Annotated in this window: 16 protein-coding genes; 3 read left to right on the top strand and 13 right to left on the bottom strand. The window is 38.5% G+C overall.

Features of this window, described 5'->3' with window-relative positions; translation table 11 throughout:
* Window positions 1-2: 2 nt before the first annotated feature.
* The 11 genes from FVB32_RS17490 to FVB32_RS17440 all read right to left on the bottom strand — a co-directional run bounded on the left by FVB32_RS17490 (window position 3) and on the right by FVB32_RS17440 (window position 14,434).
* Window positions 3-2,096 (bottom strand): alpha-L-fucosidase, encoded by a 2,094-nt coding sequence (locus FVB32_RS17490; RefSeq protein WP_147745163.1) that lies wholly within the window; start codon window positions 2,094-2,096, stop codon window positions 3-5.
* Between the two features lie 2 nt (window positions 2,097-2,098).
* Window positions 2,099-3,649, bottom strand: coding sequence for a sulfatase (locus FVB32_RS17485; protein WP_147745162.1), 1,551 nt, complete (start codon window positions 3,647-3,649; stop codon window positions 2,099-2,101).
* Entirely contained in the window at window positions 3,636-4,550 is a 915-nt protein-coding gene (locus FVB32_RS17480; RefSeq protein WP_147745161.1) for an alkaline phosphatase, read from the bottom strand. Before FVB32_RS17480 ends, FVB32_RS17485 begins: the two co-directional genes overlap by 14 nt.
* 10 nt (window positions 4,551-4,560) lie before the next feature.
* Window positions 4,561-5,922, bottom strand: a complete 1,362-nt coding sequence (locus FVB32_RS17475; protein WP_147745160.1) for an alpha-L-fucosidase — start codon at window positions 5,920-5,922, stop codon at window positions 4,561-4,563.
* A 2-nt stretch (window positions 5,923-5,924) separates the two neighbouring features.
* Window positions 5,925-8,330, bottom strand: coding sequence for a glycoside hydrolase family 95 protein (locus FVB32_RS17470; protein ID WP_147745159.1), 2,406 nt, complete (start codon window positions 8,328-8,330; stop codon window positions 5,925-5,927).
* Window position 8,331: 1 nt separating this feature from the next.
* Complete coding sequence (locus FVB32_RS17465) at window positions 8,332-9,159, bottom strand: amidohydrolase family protein (RefSeq protein WP_147745158.1); 828 nt, start codon at window positions 9,157-9,159, stop codon at window positions 8,332-8,334.
* Window position 9,160: 1 nt separating this feature from the next.
* On the bottom strand, window positions 9,161-10,015 hold the full coding sequence (locus tag FVB32_RS17460) for a fumarylacetoacetate hydrolase family protein (RefSeq protein WP_147745157.1): 855 nt from the start codon (window positions 10,013-10,015) through the stop codon (window positions 9,161-9,163).
* A gap of 18 nt (window positions 10,016-10,033) precedes the next feature.
* Window positions 10,034-10,813, bottom strand: coding sequence for an SDR family NAD(P)-dependent oxidoreductase (locus FVB32_RS17455; RefSeq protein WP_147745156.1), 780 nt, complete (start codon window positions 10,811-10,813; stop codon window positions 10,034-10,036).
* Complete coding sequence (locus tag FVB32_RS17450) at window positions 10,813-12,156, bottom strand: alpha-L-fucosidase (RefSeq protein ID WP_147745155.1); 1,344 nt, start codon at window positions 12,154-12,156, stop codon at window positions 10,813-10,815. Before FVB32_RS17450 ends, FVB32_RS17455 begins: the two co-directional genes overlap by 1 nt.
* Entirely contained in the window at window positions 12,153-13,478 is a 1,326-nt protein-coding gene (locus tag FVB32_RS17445) for an L-fuconate dehydratase (protein ID WP_147745154.1), read from the bottom strand. The genes FVB32_RS17450 and FVB32_RS17445 overlap by 4 nt, the downstream gene beginning before the upstream one ends.
* A gap of 89 nt (window positions 13,479-13,567) precedes the next feature.
* Window positions 13,568-14,434 (bottom strand): AraC family transcriptional regulator, encoded by an 867-nt coding sequence (locus FVB32_RS17440; RefSeq protein WP_147745153.1) that lies wholly within the window; start codon window positions 14,432-14,434, stop codon window positions 13,568-13,570.
* 979 nt (window positions 14,435-15,413) lie between these two features.
* On the opposite strand from FVB32_RS17440, the gene FVB32_RS17435 reads away from it, so the two are divergent.
* Together FVB32_RS17435 and FVB32_RS17430 are read left to right on the top strand one after the other, a co-directional pair.
* The gene (locus tag FVB32_RS17435; protein ID WP_147745152.1) at window positions 15,414-16,157 is read left to right on the top strand and encodes a CPBP family intramembrane glutamic endopeptidase; all 744 of its coding nucleotides are present in this window, start codon (window positions 15,414-15,416) and stop codon (window positions 16,155-16,157) included.
* 103 nt (window positions 16,158-16,260) lie between these two features.
* A complete protein-coding gene (locus FVB32_RS17430) occupies window positions 16,261-16,794 on the top strand; it encodes a flavodoxin domain-containing protein (RefSeq protein ID WP_147745151.1) in 534 nt (177 codons plus the stop codon).
* 555 nt (window positions 16,795-17,349) lie between these two features.
* Here the strand turns inward: FVB32_RS17430 and FVB32_RS17425 are convergent.
* Entirely contained in the window at window positions 17,350-17,751 is a 402-nt protein-coding gene (locus tag FVB32_RS17425; protein WP_147745150.1) for a response regulator, read from the bottom strand.
* Between the two features lie 9 nt (window positions 17,752-17,760).
* Window positions 17,761-19,599 carry a PAS domain-containing sensor histidine kinase gene (locus FVB32_RS17420; RefSeq protein WP_147745149.1) on the bottom strand — a complete coding sequence of 613 codons (1,839 nt, stop codon included), beginning with the start codon at window positions 19,597-19,599 and terminating at the stop codon, window positions 17,761-17,763.
* Window positions 19,600-20,004: 405 nt separating this feature from the next.
* Between FVB32_RS17420 and FVB32_RS17415 the strand changes: the two genes are divergently transcribed.
* The gene (locus tag FVB32_RS17415) at window positions 20,005-21,723 is read left to right on the top strand and encodes a GMC family oxidoreductase (RefSeq protein ID WP_147745148.1); all 1,719 of its coding nucleotides are present in this window, start codon (window positions 20,005-20,007) and stop codon (window positions 21,721-21,723) included.
* The last annotated feature ends 1 nt before the right edge of the window (window position 21,724 follow it).

The following is a 21,724-nucleotide window of genomic DNA, read 5'->3' as shown; positions in this document are numbered from 1 at the left end:
ACTTATTTAGTCAATACTCCTATTTCGCCAAAAGAAACTCTTGGGTCTTCTCCATGAATTTTGAGTGCCTTTAATTTAATATATCTCCCTGACGTTGTTTCAAAAGATACCTTTTGTTCAATTCTATTGTTGGCCACATTCCCAAACTCACCTTTTGCAGCTGTTTTCCAATTCTTGTTATCCACACTGACCAAAAACTCATAATGGGTTATTATGCCAAATGGATAGCGTGTTTGTATGGGCCAATATGTAAACCCCGTCAACCCGAAGGATTTACCCAAATCTATTGTAATTTCCGGTGTCTTTTGGTCTTCTTTGTCCGTTGCCCAAAATGTATCGGGGTTTCCATCCATTAGTTTTTCTGCATCTTCCAAATTCCCTGAAGAGGCAGCTATTACGTGCCATTCCTTTTTAGCAATATCAAAAATTTGGTTTGCCGGTTGGGTTTGTTGTCCGCTATCTGAATCAACAGCTATGGCCTTTACAATAGCTGGTTCAGTCAAAGAAAAGGGCTTTGTATATTTTGAAGATGATGTTGTTGGGTCACTGCCATTCGTTGTAAAATAAATATCAACCTTATCATCTGGCACACTAATGGAAACCATTCCATCTCGATTTCTTGAAAAGACCGGTTCAACCAAAAGTACCGGGGCTCTGTATAGTTCCAGATTTGAAAGAGTTACAGGTCCTTTCGAATCAAGTATTTCTACCTGAATTTTGTCCGCTTTTACAGTTTCAAATTGAAGAATACGCTTATTGCCAATAGTGGTCTGTTCATCAATGGTTTTCCATTCACCACTCACCTCTGCGCTAACCTTAAATTTTTTAACTCGTTGTCCCAAAGGAATATATTCCTGCAAAATAATACGATTGACCTCTGTGGGTTCTTCAAATGAAACAGTAATGGACGCTTGGGTTTTACCATCATTGGTGGCCCAATAGCTTTCCTTATCACCATCGATAGCATTTTCCGCGGAAAAAGCGGAGTCATTGCCACGTACATCTGAAGCAACAATAGTCTGTCCCTGTGCCAATTCATTTGCAAAATCTTTGTCAATTTGTTGTTTCAAAGCCAATAATTGCTCAACGTCCTTTTCATGAACAAGGCCTCTATCATCTACCGGTAGGTTTAATAAGAAATTGCCATTCCTTCCTACGGACTCATAAAAAGTCTGCACCAATCGTGGTAACGTCTTTACTTGGTGGTCTTCACCAGGATGGTAATACCAACCTGGACGAATTGAAGTATTTACTTCAGCTGGAAGCCAATGTGTGCCGTCTTCATGCCCTGATCGCAACTCTACATATCTAGGCCAGCCAGGATGTATCTCATCCCTACGCATAACACTCCAGTTGGTTTCGTTTGCCCAACCTTCTTCATTTCCTACCCATCTAACATCTGGCCCACCATCACTAAATATGACGGCGTTAGGTTGTAATTCTCGAATCATTTGGGTGGTTTTGGGCCATTCGTAATAGGTTTTATTATCAATTTTACGGGTTTCATTTGCTCCTCCATAATACCCCGACCCTCCATTGGCACCATCAAACCAAACTTCAAATAACTCGCCATAATTGGTCAAAAGCTCTCTCAGTTGTTCATGAAATAGTTGCACATATTCAGGCTTGCCGTAATGTTCATTATTACGGTCCCATGGAGAAAGGTAAAGCCCCAATTTAAGGCCATACTCTTTACAAGCATCTGCCAAATCTTGAACCAAATCACCCTGACCATTTTTCCAAGGTGAATTTTTAACGGAATGTTCTGTGGTTTTGGTTGGCCATAAGCAGAAACCGTCATGATGTTTGGCGGTAAGGATAATACCTTTCATTCCAGCTTCTTTGCCCACTTTGGCCCATTGGCGCGTATCTAATTGTGTTGGATTAAACTGTGCTGGTGTCTCCCCTCCGGTACCCCATTCCATGTCGGTAAAAGTATTCATGTTAAAGTGGACAAAAGCGTAATACTCCAACTCATGCCACGCCAATTGGCGTTCCGAAGGAACAGGACCAACAGGCTCAGGAGGAATTTGACTGTTACACGATACGGATAATATTATTGCTCCTGCTATAACAAATTGGAGTATTTTTTTCATAACTACTGCTTACCTATGTTTATTTTTTGGTTGGGAAATGGAATCATTTGTCCAGATTCCTTATCGGAAGGCATTTGTGCGTTTACCTTAATGAGGTATTCTGATAGTATTTGTGCCATTTCCTTTGTCTTTTCTGCTTGAGTTGGTACCATGTTTTCGGTTTCTCCAATATCGTTGGTGATATTATACAACTCCATGTGTTGATCTTGGTGAAAATAAATCAACTTCCAATCTCCCAACCTTATGGCGCTAAAAGCTCCAATACCGGGACCTTCAGGTCCCCATTCGTTAGGGTAGTGCCAAAACAATGGTCGTTCTTCTTCAAAGGCCGCTTCTCCTTTTAAGATTGAGGTAAAGCTTTTTCCATCAATGGTTTGAACTTTATTGCTATCCAGAATACCCGCCATTTCTAAAATGGTGGGATAAAAATCTTCAATAATCACATAGTCATCAGTTGATGACCCTGGTTTTATGGTTCCTGGCCATTTCACAAGCATTGGTTCCCTTATGCCTCCTTCATAGATGGAACCTTTCCCACTGGCCAGAGGCCTATTATGGGTGTGTGGTTTACCACCTCGGGCAACAGCGCTCAATCCACCATTATCTGACATGAAAAGGATGATTGTATTGTCCTCTAGTCGGTTTTTTTCTAGATAATCCATGATATCCCCTAAACTTTTGTCCATTCCTTCTACCATAGAAGCATATTTTGCCTCTGTAGAATCCAATCCTGCTTCCACATACTTCTGAAAGTATCTTTTATCCCCCATAAGTGGGGTGTGAACCGCATAATGTGACATATACAAGAAAAAAGGTTTCTTGCCTTTAACGGAATCCAAAGCACTCAAAGATTCTTGAGTAAGTGCCTCAGTAAGATAGATATCCTTTCCATGATATTTTTCGAGCCCAGGAACAGCCCAAACTTCCTTACCTTCCTTGCCATTCCCAAAATTCTCCACACCAAGATAACTTTCCGGAGCACCAGCAGCGTGTCCAGCTATATTGACATCAAAACCCAGGTTTAAAGGATCATCCCCCGGTGTCCCAATAGCCCCGAAATGGGCCTTGCCTGAATGTATGGTGTAGTACCCTGCATCTTGTAGTATTTTGGGCAACGGAGTTGCGAGAACCGCTTTGGAGTCACCTTTGATGGGACTCATTCCGTTCACATTCCATTCTGGAAAACTCAAGGTAGGATGATTTGTCTCCATGGGTTGAAGGGCATCCTTCATAAGCGTCCAATTGGTCACTCTATGTCTAGCTGCATTCATTCCTGTCATCAGGCTCACCCTTGTAGGAGAGCATACAGGAGTTGCGTAGGCCTGCGTGAATTTCATACCTTCTGCCGCCAAACGTTCCATATTTGGGGTATGATATAAGTCATTATATTCAGTTCTTTGGCTCCAAAAAGGAACAGAGGTATCCTGCCAACCCATATCATCTACCAAAAAAAGAACAATGTTTGGTTGTTGCGGAATTTGTTTTTCAATTTCTCCGCACGAGCAGAGTATAATCAATAAACACAAGAATCCACAAAAATTAATGCTCCGCATTTTTTATTGCTTCTAAGATTGGTTTTCCTCTCCAAAATTCTGGTGTTTTTAAACCCAGTATATACGCTATTGTAGCCGCCGTGTCATAAGTAACAACACTGCTCTCCAATTTTCCTTTGGAACTTATATTCTTGCCATAGATTATCCATGGAATTTCAACTTCCAACAAAGTTTTACCTCCATGTCCTTTTCCAACACCGCCGTGGTCAGAACTAAATAGTATCACAGTGTTCTCCATCAGGTTATTTTCTTCAAGAGTGCTTAAAATTTTTCCGATTAAAGCATCAATTTTTTCCACTTCCTTATAATACTCTGGGGTATCATGTCCAATATTATGCCCTGCTCCATCTGGTTGGTCAAAATGTATAAAGGTTAGTGAAGGTTTTTCTTTTAAGATAAATTCAATGGCCTTTTGCATAGTCTCTTCATCGGTTTTCCCATTGAAATCGATGTCGACCATATTCTTTTCAAAAAGATAACCAATACCTCCCCAAGAGTAGGAAACTCCTTTTTTTGTTTCTGGTAGTTGTTGGTGCACCAAGCTAAAAATAGTGGGGTATATGTTCCCGTCGCCAATAACCTTTGAAGGTAATTCTGGCGTTTTACTTCCCCATTCCGTATACCCATGTAGCTCAGGTCCAGACCCCATGATCATGGATGCCCAATTTACGGCACTGGATGACGGCAGAACTGATCGTGCCTCAAGGGTATATGATCCATTTTTCATCATCTTTCTTAAATTGGGAACCTTAGCTTTTTTGAAGGCATAAGCCCCAAAACCATCAGACCCGATCAATATTACATGATTCGCCAAAGGTTTTGCCTGTTCTTGACCAATACAACATAAAACGCTGCCAAAAACAAGGAGCATAAAAACAAGTGATTCTTTTTTGAGATTCATCTTTAAGTATTTAATTACTTTCTATTACAGCTCCATCTTCACGATATAAATCCACCTCCTTGTCCAATAATAAGGCAAGTACGGTCATGTGGTCATCCAAAACATGTTCTGGAATATCTATATAGGTGATTCCTGGGTAATGGCTCCAATACACTTTACCAACTACTTTATGGGACAGTTTTGTTCCATTGCCCACCACCCAAATCCGATTGATCTTATTTTTAAGTCCGCGAACCACAATTTCACCATTGGGATTGCCCTTAACAAACAGGTACAATGTTTTTTTATCTTTTGATAAGGTTGTAGGTCCATAGAAGTGCTCTTTGGGAATGCCCGCCCTTGATCCATAAATAGCCTCTTTGTGTTTAGCGGTCCAGTCTCCCAACTCACTAAGGATATTTACCTGTTCTTTTGGAATGGTTCCGTCGGCTTTAGGGCCTATGTCCAATAGCAGATTTCCACCATTGGAAATTACATCGGAGAAAATTCCAATAATTTGATCTGGGGTTTTATAGTCATGATCGTTTTTCTGAAAACCCCATGAATTGTTCATGGTCATGCACAACTCCCAGTATTTATCCTTGGGCTTTGTTATTGGCATTCCCTGTTCCGGTGTTGCATAATCCCCACTTCCTTGTAATCGGGAATTCAAAATTGTATTGGGATTTTTCTCAAAGAGCATACTTCTCACTTTAGGCACTTCCCATTCTTCAGAACTATGTTCCCAATCTCCATCAAACCAATAAAGATCAGGGTCATATAGGTTTGCTATTTCCTTTAATTGTCCTTGGTAGTATTTTAAGAATGTATTCCATCGTTTTGGGTCTTCCTTTGTCTTGTATCTAAGAGAATCCCTTAAAAAGTGAGTATAATCTCCATAAGACCAATCTGGAAGGGAGTAATAAATCCCAACCTTTAGGTTGTTTTTGCGTAGGGCTTTTACAAATGGACCCAATACATCTTTTTTGGCAGCTGAACTCTTGACCGCGTTGAAATCCCCATACTTAGAGTTCCATAGCGCAAATCCATCATGATGTTTTGATGTAATCACTGAATATTTAGCCCCGCTTTTTTTGATAAGTTCAGCCCAAGCTTCCGGATTATAATTTTTGGCAGTGAACTCTTTGGTTTGTTTCAAATAATCATCATGTGAGATGTAACCATTGTAAAATGACCAAGATTCATCAATCCCATTTACAGCATATAGCCCCCAATGGATAAAAATGCCCAGTTTTGCATCTTGAAACCATTGCATTTTTTCATGGTTAACCTTATAGGTATCACTTTCTTGAGCTTTCAAGGCAGTTACCATGAACAATGATGACAAGATAATCGTAAATAAAACCCTTATAGGTATTTGGCTGCTTTGCATGCTCAAGGAATTAATTTGAGGTTTTTGTTCAATTGTATTTGTTTACTCTTGGGTATTTTGACCAATATTTTTTGGTTACCATATTGAATGGCAATCTCCTTTTTTTCATTCGCTTTAAGTGTCACTTGTGTCAATTCACCATCTTTCCATTCCAAATCGACTGTAATATTCCCTCTTGCTTTAAGACCAGTTATCGACCCATTCTTCCATTTTGGGGGTAATGCCGGCAATAACCTTAAAAATCCTTCGTGAGATTGAAGTAACAGCTCTGCCACTCCAGCGGTATACCCAAAATTCCCATCAATTTGGAAAGGTGGGTGCATATCAAACAAATTATCTGCCAACGAAATTTGTAAGAATTTATCAATATTTTCTTGAGCCGAGAGCCCATCCAGTAAACGGCCGTTCATATTGATCATCCAAGCTCGGCTCCAACCAGTGCCCGCACCTCCATGTTCAAGACGATAATCTATTGTTCTCTGGGCAGCAGCAAATGCCTTTGGATTACTTTCCACAATATCATCACCTGGATGCAGTGCATATAGATGAGACATATGCCGATGACCTTTTTCCGGCTCGTCATAGGGTTCATTCCATTCCAAAATACGTCCATCCTCTCCTATTAACACACCTGGATGTAAGTTTCGTCTTTTTCCCCTCACTTCTATTACAAGCGAATCTTGGATTCCCAAAATTTTTGAAGCTTCCAAAAAGTTATCAAATACCTCTCCTATTATTTGATGTCCCATAGCACTTCCATAGGAAACCGCTGCAGATTTTCCGTTGGGTGCTAGATATGAATTTTCCGGAGATGTTTCCGGAGCTGACACCCATTTTTTGCTCTTCTTATCCCATATCAACCAATCCAAATAGAAAGCTGCCAAATCTTTAAGCACCGGATAAGCTCGTTCCTTAAGAAAAACAGCATCCTTCGTAAATTGATAATGCTTCCAATAATGTTGAGCACACCATCCTCCCCCATGAATCCATGAGCCCCAATAGGCTCTTTCTGCCCGCATAAAAGGGGTGGCCCAAAGATCGGTGGTATGATGGGCCATTGTTCCTCGATTGATTCCGTATTGTGCTTTAGCTGTAGTTTTTCCTCTTTCCAACACCCGGTCAATCAAATCGAAAAATGGTTGGTGCAATTCACTCAGATTGGTGACCTCTGCAGGCCAATAATTCATCTGTAAGTTAATGTTCAAGTGATAATCCGCATTCCAAGGAGCTTCAATATGATTATTCCAGAGTCCCTGTAGATTGGCAGGATTAGTATTTGGGCGTGAGCAGGCAATTAAAAGATAGCGTCCAAATTGAAAAAGAGTAGCTGCAAGCGCATTATCATTTTCTCCTTTTTTAATACGTTCCAATCGCTGGTTAGTTGGTATTTTGTCCAATTCATGGCCTTCCAAATCAAAAGAAACCCTTTTATACAGTTCCTGATAATCCACTATATGATCAGACAAAAGCGATTCGAAGGGTTTTCTCAGAATTTTCGATAGGGTTTCATCATTCTTTTTCACATAGTTTTCACCATGATAAAAAGAGGTGTTGGCGACTATAAAAAGCAGTGCTTTTTTCACTCCCTTCAGTACTATTTTGCCATCCTTGGTCAGAACCGTCCCTGAATTATTTATTACTTTCAATCGCGTTTCAAAACGCACCCCATAGTCTATCGATAATGGTTTTGAGAATCTTTTTCCACCATTTTGGGTTACCATACCCTTCATACTAATTTCACTAGGGGTTGGGTTGACCATTTTGACCGTAGACTGGTCGTGGTCTTTAGGTCGATCCAATCTCAATTCAAGATTCAATCCATCTTTAGCGGTTGTGGTCAATTCAATTACCAAAGCATCATCTGGATGTGATGCGAATACTTTTTGAACGTATTGTGCTTGGTTCAGTGTATATGAAGTGGTGACTAGTGCTTTGTTAAGGTCAAGTTCTCGCCGATAATTGGAAATGTCGCTCTCCTCTTCAAAATCAATATATAAATCTCCCATGGTCTGATGGGAACGTAGAATGGTTTTGTTTGAGAATTTTTCTACAATAAGGCTATCCACTTGCTCCGTTTTTCCCTCTTCCAACAATTGTCTCAAAAGAGTAAGATCAGCACTGTTCCCCTTACTGCTTTCCCAATCGGGACCACCGGCCCACATGGAATCTTCATTCAGTTGAATCCTCTCGTTATGAGGGTCGCCAAACACCATGGCTCCCAAACGACCATTTCCAACGGGCAAGGCTTGCATCCATTCTTTTGCGGGTTCTGAATACCAAAGTACATTTTGGGAATCTTCGGCATCTTGGGCCCGAACTAACGCATTGCTGCATGCGAGTATAATCAAACCGGCAATTAGAGTGCGTACGTTTTTAATTTTTTTGACTATTTGAATGAGGTTTCCCATGTTATAGATTATAGAATTCTTGTGCATTCAGACCCATAACCCGGTTTTGAACCTCTTCTGAAAATTGTTTTAAATAGGCATCGAGAATGGACAATACCCTTGGGTATGAAGCAGAAAGCAAACAAACGGGCCAATCGGACCCAAACATGATTCTATTTGTAGCGAAGGATTTGAAGACGACATCGAGATATGGATGAAAATCCTCATTGTCAAAGGCATTCTGGCTAGTCTCGGTTACCATACCCGATGCTTTGCAATAGACATTCTTAAAGGAACCAAGTTGCTGGATGCGATGCTCCCACTTGCTATCAATATTTCCATTGATAACAGGTTTTGCAATGTGATCAAGTACAAAACGTTGTTTGGGAAACATTTTGACCAATTCAACTGCAGCGGGCAGTTGTTTTGGATATATTAAAATGTCATAGGTGAATCCATAAGTCTCAAGTTTAGATATTCCCCGCAAGAAATTTGGCTTAAGCATGAAATGGTCATCGGCCTCATCCTGCACAATATGTCGCAACCCTTTTAATTTAGGGTATTTTGAATAGCTGTCGAGTTTCTGCTCGATATCTTGGGAGCATAAATCCATCCAACCAACCACGCCTAAAACAAAAGGATTTTCTTTTGCACATTGTAGCAGGAAGTCGGTTTCTTTTTCAGATTGGTCGGCTTGGACCGCTACACAGCCATCCATCTGGGCATGTTTAAGTATTGGAGCCAGATTTGAAGGTAAAAAGTCTTTTTTGATAACCTCCATTTGCGAATTGATCCAAGCATGGGTAACCGGATCATAATTCCAAAAGTGCTGGTGGCTATCAACTCTCATATCATTCAAATGCTATTACATGTTGTTTTGAGGTTCCTAGCCCGTCTATTCCCAGTTCCACTACATCCCCTGGGTTAAGATATTTAGGAGGGTTCAACCCCAATCCTACACCAAAAGGGGTGCCGGTGGATACAATATCGCCTGGCAATAGCGTCATAAACTGGCTGATATAGCTCACCAGTTCTGGAATATTAAATACAAAATCAGAGGTATTGCTGTCTTGCATGGTCTCACCATTCAATTTTAACCATAGATCAAGGTTATGGGGATCTTCTATTTCATCTTTTGTGACCAAATATGGACCGAGGGGAGCAAATGTATCACAGCTCTTTCCTTTTACCCACTGTCCTTCGCGCTCCAATTGGTATTCCCGCTCACTATAATCGTTGTGCAATACGTAACCAGCTATATGGGCCATCGCATTTTCTTCATCCACATAAGATGCTTTCTTACCAATAACAAAGGCCAGCTCCACTTCCCAATCGGTTTTTTGACTTCCTTTTGGAATGATCACATCATCATTTGGCCCAGCAATAGCAGAAGAGGCCTTGAAAAATAAAACGGGTTCTTTAGGTACATCCATACCACTTTCGGCTGCATGTTGCGCGTAGTTAAGTCCGACACAAACAATTTTGGATGGTCTTTTTATAGGTGGGCCTAGTCTTACATCCTCTTTTACAATAGGGCATTCATGTCCATTTTTACCCAGCCAAGCTTCAAGTTGTGCTAGGCCATCTCCTCCAAAAAAATCTTCGTCATACTCATTAACAAAACCGCTTACATCCAGTCTGGTTTTATCATTAAGCTCAACACCCGGTTTTTCATTGTCCTTAGCACCAAATCGTATGAGTTTCATATAGGTATTATTTTATTCTTAACCGTTTAGTTTTATAAAACCTCCATCAATTGGGAAATCTGTCCCAGTGATAAAGGATGCTTCTTCAGAACACAGATAAAGCGCTAAAGAGGCTACCTCATCAGGTTTGGCCATTCGACCAATAGGTTGTGTCTTTGAAAGTTTTTCAAACATTTTTTTTTCTTCTCCTGGATAATTTTTAGCTATAAAATTATCTACAAAAGGAGTATGTACCCTAGCAGGTGAAATACTATTGCAGCGAATACCGTGACCTATATAATCCATTGCAATGGAGTATGTCATTGTCAATACTGCTCCTTTAGTCATGGAGTAGGCAAACCTATCTGAAATACCAACCGTGGAAGCTATGGACGCCATATTAAGAATAATCCCCGTTCCCTGTTTTTTCATTTTTGGAATACATGCATAGATGCAGTTATAGACTCCCTTAATGTTTACCCGGTATAGTTTATCCATATCATTTTCTGAAGTGCCTTCAATATTGCCCACATGCGCAATCCCGGCATTGTTGATCAATATATCAATGGAATTTTTAGCTGCGATACCCTGAACAGTTTCCTTTACTTGGCTTTGATTGGCGACATCACATTCATATGCTTGTGCCTCACCTCCCTTTTCAAGAATTTCATCGACCACCTCTTGGGTTTTCTCCAATTGAAAATCCAAAATATGGACGTTAGCTCCCGAAGAAGCAAACTTCTTGGACAAGGACTCTCCAATGCCACTACCTCCACCAGTGATTATTACCGTTTTGTCTTTATAATTATAAGATGCCATTATTTAAGGGTAACTTCTATTATAGTGTCTATGGAATCCAACCTGGCTTCAGGGATTTGGATTGATAAACCGCTCTTATTCTTTTTATAGTTTACGGAGGTTTCATCCTTATAAAACTTTATTCCTTTTATCTTTTTATTGAAATCTTTTAGGAATACCTCCGTTTCACTTGCATCCAAAAGATGAAGGAATACTATCTTACCCTTTTGGGTAGAGGCCATTTTATCCGATGGAGGAATTGGCCCTTGTTTGGTTCCATAGATTGTTTCCCCATTTACCCGCATCCATTCTCCAACTTCCTTTAAGGATTCCTTATGTTCTTCTTGAATCTTACCATTGGGCATTGGGCCAACATTCAATAAAAGATTACTTCCATGTCCCGCGGCTTTGATAACATACTGAACCAACTCTTTTTTTGATTTATGCTTTCTGTCCTGCAGATTAAAACCCCATGAACCGTTGATGGTTTCACAAACTTCGAAAGGTAGATTTCCTACATCGGAAGCATCAGTGCCCCAGCCTGTGGTGTTTTTTCCTGGCAAATCCTTTTCAAACATTTGAAAATCCTCGCCTTCGATTGGTGCTAAGTGATGATTATTACCAATCAAACATTGCGGTTGTAGGTCATGAATCAATTTATAGATTTCATCATAATGCCAATCAACATTTAATTTGCCGAATTTTTTTCCATCCCAGTCTTTCTGGTCCCAGTGTCCATCAAACCAAATGCCTGCTATTTCACCATAATTGGTCAACAACTCTGTAAGTTGAACTTTCATAAAAGCTATGTACTTATCCCATTCCCCAGTTTCTGACCTTCCGGGTATTTCAGCACCCGTTCTTCCCCTTGGAAAGTAATTGTCATCGCGCCAATCTAACAGTGAATAGTAAAAAAATAGTTTTATACCCTCAGCCCTGCATGCATCAGCCAAATCTTTCAATACATCTTTTCCATAAGGTGTTCCATCCACAATGTCATAGTCAGTAGCCTTGGTATCAAACATTGAAAAGCCGTCATGGTGCCTACTTGTAATGGTAATGTATTTCATTCCGGCATCTTTTGCCATTTTCACCCATTCTTTAGCATCATATTCAATAGGGTTAAAGAATGTGGGCAGTTTCTCATAGGCCTTTATAGGAATCTTTTGGGTTTGCATAACCCATTCACCATCACCCAATATGCTATAAACCCCCCAGTGAATAAACATACCAAACTTAGCATTCTGAAACCATTGCCTGGCTTCTAAATTTGATTGCGATGGAGTATAATTTTCCTGTCCTTGACCAAAGGTCATAGTACCGGAAAGTAACAAAATGACAAGAAACTTAAGGTGAGTTTTCATAACAGTTCTGGTTTTGACATTTTTCTCCAGACTTCTCCTTCTGGAAAGGTGTATTGCTCCATTGAATCGGGCTTCATTTCAATACTATAACCCGGAAGGCTTGGAGGCATATATGCGCCATTTTCAATGACAACGGGGTCAATAAAATGTTCGTGCAAATGATCAACGTATTCAATGATCCTGTCTTCCATGGTACCGCTTATAGAGATGAAATCGACCATGGAAAGGTGCTGAACATATTCACAGAGGCCAACTCCACCCGCATGGGGACAAACAGGTATTTTAAATTTTGCCGCCATTAGTAAGATAGCCAATATTTCATTTACACCACCAACCCTACAGCTATCAATCTGACAAACCTCTAAAGCTTTTGCTTGCATCAATTGCTTAAAAATAACCCTGTTCTGGCAATGTTCGCCAGTCGCAACTTTTATGGGAGCCACAGCTTCCGCTATTTTTGCATGTCCTAAAATATCATCTGGACTAGTGGGTTCTTCAATCCACCATGGGTTGAATTTTTTTAATTGGGCCATATTTTGAATGGCTTCCTGAACATCCCATTTTTGATTGGCATCCATCATCAATTTAAGATCGTCACCAATTTCTTCCCTAATAATTGCCGCTCTACGCATATCGTCTGCCAAGTCTGCGCCTACCTTCATCTTCAAATGTTTAAAGCCCGCTGATTTAGCCTCTTGGCACAAACGCCTCATTTTTTCATCGGAATAGCCTAGCCAACCAGCAGAAGTTGTGTAGGCAGGATATCCATTTTGAAGGAGGTATTCTATTCGTTCTTTTTTATTTGCCTCCTGTTTTTTTAATAGCAGTAATGCCTCTTCTGAGGTAATTGCATCGGTTATATAGGTAAAGTCAACACAGGAAACCAGCTCTTCTGCTGTCATTTCTGCCAAAAGCCGCCAAAGTGGTTTACCTTCTACTTTTGCATATAGATCCCAAACGGCATTGACCAAGGCGCCGGTAGCCAGGTGAATAACTCCTTTATCTGGCCCCAACCAACGTAATTGGCTATCACCAGTTATCATTTTCCAGAATCCCGCCATATCACTGGTAAAACTTTCCAAGGTCTTACCCACAACAAGGTGGGACATAGATTTTATGGCGCTTACACAGATTTCGTTACCTCTACCTATGGTAAAAGTAAGTCCATGACCTTCAAGACCTTTTACATGATCTGTTTCTAGTATTACATAAGCTGCTGAATAATCTGGGTCTGGATTCATTGCATCCGATCCGTCCAAATTCTTACTCGTGGGGAAACGAATGTCCTTTACTTTTATATTGGTTATTGAAATATTCAGCATAGGATCACTTTATTGGACAAAGTTATTGTCGGGCATGTATCCCATCATGCATTATATTGCACCTACCAGTATTTTTTTTGCAGAAAAAGTCAGATTATCCTATGCTGTCTTAGATATTCAGAAGGTGGAATTCCCATTATCTTTTTAAATTGGCGATTGAAATTTGAAACACTATTGTATCCGGATTCATAGCAAATCCGTGTAATATTATAATCATTTTCTGTTAACAATTTGCAGGCATAACCAACCCTGATTTCATTTAGGTATTCCTTAAAGCTTTTTCTATGTGTTTTTTTGAAATACCTGCTAAAAGCGGTAGGGTTCATATTTGCAATGGCAGCAACTTCCACTAATGTTATCGATCTATTAAAATTATTGAAGATGTATTGCAATACCCTATCCCTATTTATGTTGTAGCTCTTTTTAAAAAAGCTTAAATAACCTTTGCTTGACAAAAGAACCCTTTCGGTATGATTAGCAAGGCTGTTTAGTATCTCCAAAAATTGTATCAACTTTTCAAAAGATCTTTTTTTTGGCAACTCTTTGATCAGCGCAATAACTTTGTGGTCCAAGCCTACAAACTTTATCCCCAAAATAGAGGTTTCGATCAAATCGGATACATTTTTTAGCTCTGGCGCATTTAGAAATTCTTTTCCCAAGAAATCTTTTTTGAAATGAATCGCATATGCCTCGGCAACTAAATTGGACGAATCGGAAAAATATTTTTTATCATTTAACCACATATGTGGCAGATTTGGGCCAATTAGAATAACCTCACCTTCGGAGAATCGCTCAATACTGTCGCCTATAAACCTTGTTCCCGTACTTTTTTTAATATAAACAAGTTCCAATTCAGGATGATAATGCCATATTCTCAAAAAATAGGGATAGCTGTTTTCTTTTATTGCAAATGAATTATTTTCAATAATGGTTCTATCCAAGAAATGTAGCTTCATACTATAATTTTCTATTCTACAGCGCCTCCAATAACGGTGCTTCCATGGTGATAAGGTTGGCCTTGGAATATATCCGTCCTTTTCAATTGGGTGCTTGAAGATAGTCGATTTTGGCAACGTAATAGGCATTTTGCAATCCCATTAGGGCTTACCTTAGATAATTGCCTTTTTGGCAATTATCATTGAGTTTTTGGAATCCCCTCTTTTATGGGTAGGTATTTTTCATATATTAATACTTTCATATTGGGAATTGTAATGTTATGGGCCTCCTTCTATCATTTGGAATATGGGTTTTTTCATCAATTGATTCGGGAATAAAGGTGGGCAGGGAGCAAATGGTCTGTGGAGATGGGAACACAAAATAGAATCTCAAAAAACAACAACATGATGACCATTGTCATATAAGGTAGCTCAAATTTAAAGGACAATACCAATAAAATAGTAAAACAGCCTAAAAAGACAAAATTGGGGTGGCTATAAGTTTAAAAAACAATTGGATGATTCTAAAGGAAGCATTCATTAAATACTTGATAACTATGATGAACTTGTGTTTGCCATTTCGGTTTACTGGTGCACTATAGGTGTTTAAACAGGAACTTCTTGGACAGGTTCACGGATGGCTTGCTAATCGCAGTATATTTTAAGATTTATAGGAATTGCAACTTACTATGCTTTAACTATTGGGTTTGAAATGCTCTCCTTAAGTAAATAATATTATTCAACAGATTCAATAGTGCCATAATACGAACATTTTTCAGGACACCAGTATTCTTCTCCACTTCGTTCTTCTAATCCGTCTTTTCATAATACTGATTAATGTCATAGGTAATTAGTACCACCAATCCTACATTGCAAAAAGACTAAAGGTATCTTTTAACAAATACCGGTAGATCAATAATTATGCAAAACATGTTAAATCGGTATTGTTCATATAAGGATATATTGGTCATTAATCGTATTCCTATGCTGGTAATAATTTATGAGAGAATACATAAAAAATAGCCCTGTTACACTCTTCTTCCTTCTAACATTTATAATTTCATGGGGTGGAATTTTGATTGTGCCGTACCAAACAGGAATACCTGCAACAGCAAGGCAATTTGATAAATTACTTCCTATTTCAATGATTCCATTTTTACTAGGGCCTAGTATTGCTGGCTTTATTATGATTGGTCTAACTAAAGGCAAAAAGGGGGTCAGCGAGTTATTTAAAAAGCTTTTGAAGTGGTGTTTAGGAAGCTCAATCTATCTAATAGCTTTATTTATCATACCAACCTTTTCAATTATTTCTCTTTTAATTCTATATCAATTTTCAGAAGTATATATTCCAGACATTGTTACAAAAGATGATAAAACAACCCTAATTCTAAGTGGACTGATTTATGGAATAATAGTTGGTGGTCTTTTAGAGGAATTGGGATGGTCAGGATATGCAATTCCTAAACTAAGAGAAAAATATAGCGTATTAAAGACTGGTTTAATTATTGGGATATTCTGGGGGGCATGGCATTTCCTTCCCATTTTTAGCGGGTCTGGCGATAGTTCGGGCAACTTAGTTTTATCAACCTTTTTACCTGGTTTATTTTTTCACTACGCAGGTTTAATACCCGTACGGATACTTATAGTTTGGCTTTATGATAGGTCACTCAGTTTAATTCCACCCATAATTCTACATGCAACGCTTACAGCATTCACACTTTCCTCTTCAATATTTCCCAGGTAGGTGTCTATCTTTTTATTTATTATGTCCTCCTTGCTATTGGATTTTGGATGTTTGTAGCTTTTATCAAGAACAATTCACTATTAAAACTAAATAAGATTATAAAATGAAAATACTTATTATTTACGGTACAAGTGAAGGGCAAACTCGTAAAATTGCTCGATTCATGGAAGACATCCTTCAAGATGAAAACCATAAAGTAGTTATTGCTGATGCTACAGAAGAACCTCTTAAACCAGATGATTTTGATGTCACTTTAATTGGAAGTTCGATACATATGCATAAATATCAAAGTTCTATCTATAATTATGTTCTGGAAAGTATAGATGAGCTTAATAAAAAGCCATCTGCTTTTTTTTCGGTTTCTATGGCAGTTGCATCCAATATTGATGAGGAGCATGAGGAGGCTAATACCATAGCTGAAAAATTCTTAAAGCAAACCGGATGGGAAGCAAGAGAAATCAATCATATTGCAGGAGCATTAAAGTATACACAATATGATTATTTTAAACGACTAATCATGAGAATGATTGCTAAAAAACAAGGCGGAAATACCGACACTTCTCAAGACCATGAATATACGGATTGGAATGCTGTTAAAGCTTTTGTGCTTGATTTTGTGAGTAAAATAGAAAAATAAGTTGAGAAAGAATTATATTATGGCGCATTGTAATGAAATCTATTCTTTTTAAATATTCAGTACGAATATCCTTTGGCCAGTATTTGTCAGATCAGAAAGCATTATAGGTATAAAATAATTTCAAGAATCAACTGGAGTCATCATTTTATAGGGGTCTTACATTTCATGCATTCTACATCTTAATAATGGAAAAGTTCCTTAAAACGTTTGTTTTAAGGAACAGATACTACTATATAAAATTGCTTGGTCAATTGACCTTATTATAAGGAAAACTTAAGAGAGGTGTTCTTCAAGCTATTGTTGGCCTTCTAGTCCAAAAATATTGTTTTTACTGGTTTCACAAACTGAATATCTGTGCAATAGCAATCAATTTTAATGGTGCAATGTCCAACATTTCCGATCATATTCAAATTCTACAAAAATACGAGGCCATAGAATCAAGTCAACAATAAAGAAACCGATAAGTGATTGTGGTAGTTTAGAAAAATATGGAAACAGTGTTTTTTATAACTCAACAATTTATTATCAACTATTAAAAAGAAACTTCTTTGTGAACTAAGCAACTTCTTCTAAAACAGAGCTAAGATCTTCCGGTGTTATTGGCTTTAATATATAGCCATTTACCAAATCAATCTTTTTCGTTCTTTCCAGGTCACGGGAGTCAATTGAAGAGCTAACAATATAAATGGCCACATTTTTTCTGGCTTCAAACGGGATTTTTTGAAAACCTTCAAGAAACTCCCATCCATCCATAATAGGCATATTAATATCCAAAAATATTACATTGGGCAGGTCTTTTTTTGTATCGATAAGTTCTGACAAACACTCAATAGCTTCCTCCCCGTTTTCACAAATCATAAGATCACCAAAGTTTCCCAATTGTTTAATTAGAATTTTCATTCCAAAAACAAAAAGGGGATCATCATCAATAATACAAGTATTCTTTAGGGCTTTCATCTATTATTCTTAAGTTTTAAAATACAGCAAAAACTCTGTTCCTTCACCTACAATGCTTTCCACCCCAATTCTTCCGCCCATGGCATCTATTTGATTTTTTGTGATAAATAGCCCAATTCCCTTGGCATCTTTATGTCTGTGGAATGTCTTATACATTCCGAACAATTTTTTGCCATATCTCGATAGATCAATACCCAAACCATTATCCCGAAACTTTACAATAATGAGGTTTTTTCTTTTCGAGGCGGAAATACTAATCTCCGGATTGCGATCAGGGTGTGAATACTTTAAGCTGTTGGTAAAAAGGTTTAATAAAATACTGTCCAAATAAGCTGGAACCGCCAGCACCATATGCTTTTTGTTTACCTTAATTTGGCAATTGGCGTTATTTTCTTTTAATAGTTTGCCTATGTTCTTAAGCACTCTGTCAATAGCATCTGACAAAGAGACCAATTTAATCTTTTCACTGATATCGGACCGAATTTGTACCACTTCGTTCAGATGCAAGATTGTTTCATTAAGACTTTCAGAAGCTTCTCCCAGCATACGGGTTACATCTCGTTTTTCTTCATTTGATCCTGCAAAATCATCGCTTTCTTCGGACTTTAACAAGTACCCTGATAGCATGGATAGATTTGCGGAATGGGACCTCAAATTATGGGAAACAATATGGGCGAAATTGGAGAGTCCCTCATTTTGGTCCGTTGTGGTCTTTAAAAGCCGTTTAAGCTTTTCTTCGGCCTCCCTAATTGAAGTAATGTCCCAGTTTATTCCAATCATTTTTAGTGGGTTCTCCTTCGAATCTCTTAGGACAATGGATTTTGCTTTTATGAAGTGGATATCTTGATTGGGCCATACCACCCTAAACTCCGTATCAAATTCCTTTTCCCCACTTATTGCCATTTCTATTTCTTTTTGGCAACGGCTCTTATCATCAGGGTGTACAGCTTTTTCCCAGGCTTCGTAAACCCCCTTGAAATCTTTCTTTTTGATTCCATACAGCAGGTACATGTTTTCATCCCATATAAGTGAATTTTCGGGAATGTTATACTCCCAAATGCCAACACCTGCCGCAGAGGTTGCAATAGCCAACCTTTGTGATACCTCTCGATACTTTAAATCTGTTTTCTTTGTGTTATCTATATCTTGGAAGGTTCCAAAAAGACGGACACACTTCCCATTTATGATTTCGGCTTCACCTTTGGCCCTTACCCAAACCTCATTGCCTTTATCTGTTATTATACGTAATTCCGTATCCCAGGATTTACCATTACGCATTGCCTCATTGACCAAAAAAGTTATTTTATCCCTATCTTCTCCCTCTTTATAGAAACTTATCCCTTCTTCTAAATTTGGAATATAATCTGAATCAACCTCATGGATTTCCCTGGTTATGGCCGTCCAATAAACCTTGCTAGATATAAGATCGACTTCCCAACCCCCAATTCTTGCAACTTTTTTTGCCTTGAGAAGCAACTCCTCTTCTATTTTTTCCTCGGTGACATTTTCAAGTAACACTATTAATCCCTGTACATTGCCATAATCGTCGTACCAAGGATTGATTTTCCAGCGATACCAGCAGATTTTACCTTGCGGAAGAATGAATTTACGGCCAGAATTATTATCGGATTTCCCTTTTAAACAATTTTCAACAACTGTAATCAATTCCTTTGGAAATTCTGGGAAAACATCAAAAAATGATTGACCATCAATCAAGTCGGTGGATGCATGGTGCTCGTTCAGCCACTCATCCGAGTGATTAAGGAGTTTAAGTTCTGTATCCAATATCGCCAATGGTGCAGGATTATCTTTAATAAGAAAGTGTGCAGAATTGTTAATTGTAGTCAAAAGCTCTTATTTAGTCAAAACATATACTCCAATCATAACGTAGGAATTTACTTCAAAAGTATAAATATTTTATTTATATATGAATTACCCCTTTATGGAAAATTAATGCATTTGAAGAGTAGTTTTCCTCTTTTTCTAGAACGGGCAATTTTATTAGAATAATTCCCACTTGCTAAATTCAATTTTAATTGGTCCAATAAAGCGAAGTGGCTTTAAGCCTGAACCACATGTACCCAATAACAAATATTACTATGATAAAGTCCGAAAAATCGATGATATTCGGACTTTTTTTATTTTATCAACTTTCCCTTTTTTTGTTGTTCAGACGTGTTTTGCTGCTAAAAAGCTAAAAAACAGTTACAACTCTTACAATATTTTATAATTTGCTGCTATAATTTCTATTAGATGCAAATAATTGAATCTTCCCAAGTTTACGATGTAATTATTGTTGGTTCAGGTGCCGGTGGCGGTATGGCTACCAAAATTCTCTCAGAAGCAGGTTTAAAGGTTGCCGTTGTTGAAGCAGGCCCATTTTTTGATCCTGCCGATCCAGAACAAATGACACAAATGAAATGGCCCTATGAGTCACCAAGAAGAGGGGCAAACACCACAAGACCTTTTGGTGATTTTGATTCGGCATATGGAGGTTGGGATATTGAAGGTGAACCCTACACCAATGAAAAAGGAAGTGAATTTAGCTGGTTTCGTTCAAGAATGCTAGGGGGCAGAACCAACCACTGGGGGAGAATTTCACTTCGGTTTGGACCAAAAGACTTTAAGAGAAAAGATCAAGATGGCCTGGGAGATAATTGGCCCATTGGTTATGATGATGTTAAACCTTATTATGACAAAGTAGATAAATTAATTGGAGTTTTTGGAACCAATGAGGGGCTACCAAATGACCCTGATGGATTTTTTCTTCCCCCGCCTAAACCAAGATTACATGAGCTTTTCTACATTAAAGGTGCTAGAAAATCCAACATTCCTGTCTACCCTTCAAGAATGTCTATGCTCACTAAAAAAATTAATACAGATAGAGGGGTATGTTTTTATTGCGGACAATGTTCAAGAGCTTGCCAGGTATATGCAGACTTTTCGGCAGGAACCTGTTTAATCTTCCCGGCTCAAAAGAATGGAGGTCAAATAGACCTTTTTGTCAATTCTATGGTTAGGGAAGTAACCACAGATGAGGAGGGCAAAGCAACAGGCGTTTCATATATAAACAAAGATGACAGAAAGGAATACAAACTTAAAGGCAAGGTGGTTGTTTTGGCAGCCTCAGCCTGTAGTTCAGCAAGAATTTTGCTAAACTCAAAGAGTAAACAACATCCCAACGGATTAGGCAATAGTAGTGATATTGTAGGGAAATACCTCCACGACTCCACTGGAACAGGCAGAGCAGGTTTCGTTCCAGATCTTATGAACAGAAAAACATATAATGAAGATGGCGTTGGTGGTATGCACATATATACCCCTTGGTGGTTGGATAATAAAAAGCTTGATTTTCCAAGAGGCTATCATATTGAAATCTGGGGTGGAATGGGAATGCCAGGTTATGGATTTGGTTTTAATGCCAACGAGTTTAATAAATTCTTTGGGGTAAAAGTTGGAGGCTATGGAAATACGCTACGAGAAGATGTTAAGAAATACTATGGCTCCGTTCTTGGTTTTTCTGGCAGAGGAGAGTCCATTCCACAGAAGAGCAATTATTGTGAAATTGACAATACCAAGGTTGACGAATTTGGAATACCAGTGTTAAAATTCAACTACCAATGGACGGATCATGAGGTAAAACAGGTAAAACATATGCATGATACCTTTGAGGAAATACTGCATAATATTGGTGCCGAACCCCTTGGTGATAAACCCGGAAAAGAGGTGGATTATGGCATTCTGGCTCCTGGAAAAATCATTCACGAAGTGGGAACTACGAGAATGGGGGATAACAAGAAAACATCTGTTGTCAATAAATACCAACAACTACATGACACCAAAAACGTTTTTATTGTTGACGCAGGACCTTTTGTTTCTCAAGCTGACAAAAACCCGACATGGACCATTTTAGCACTTTCATGGCGAACTTCTGATTATATCGTAGAACAATTAAAACAACAAAACATCTAGA

The sequence above is a fragment of the Flagellimonas hymeniacidonis genome (assembly GCF_008040165.1).
Taxonomy (GTDB): domain Bacteria; phylum Bacteroidota; class Bacteroidia; order Flavobacteriales; family Flavobacteriaceae; genus Flagellimonas; species Flagellimonas hymeniacidonis.
The sequence above is the reverse complement of the archived record's forward strand: the minus strand, read 5'-3'. Positions and strand labels throughout refer to the sequence as shown.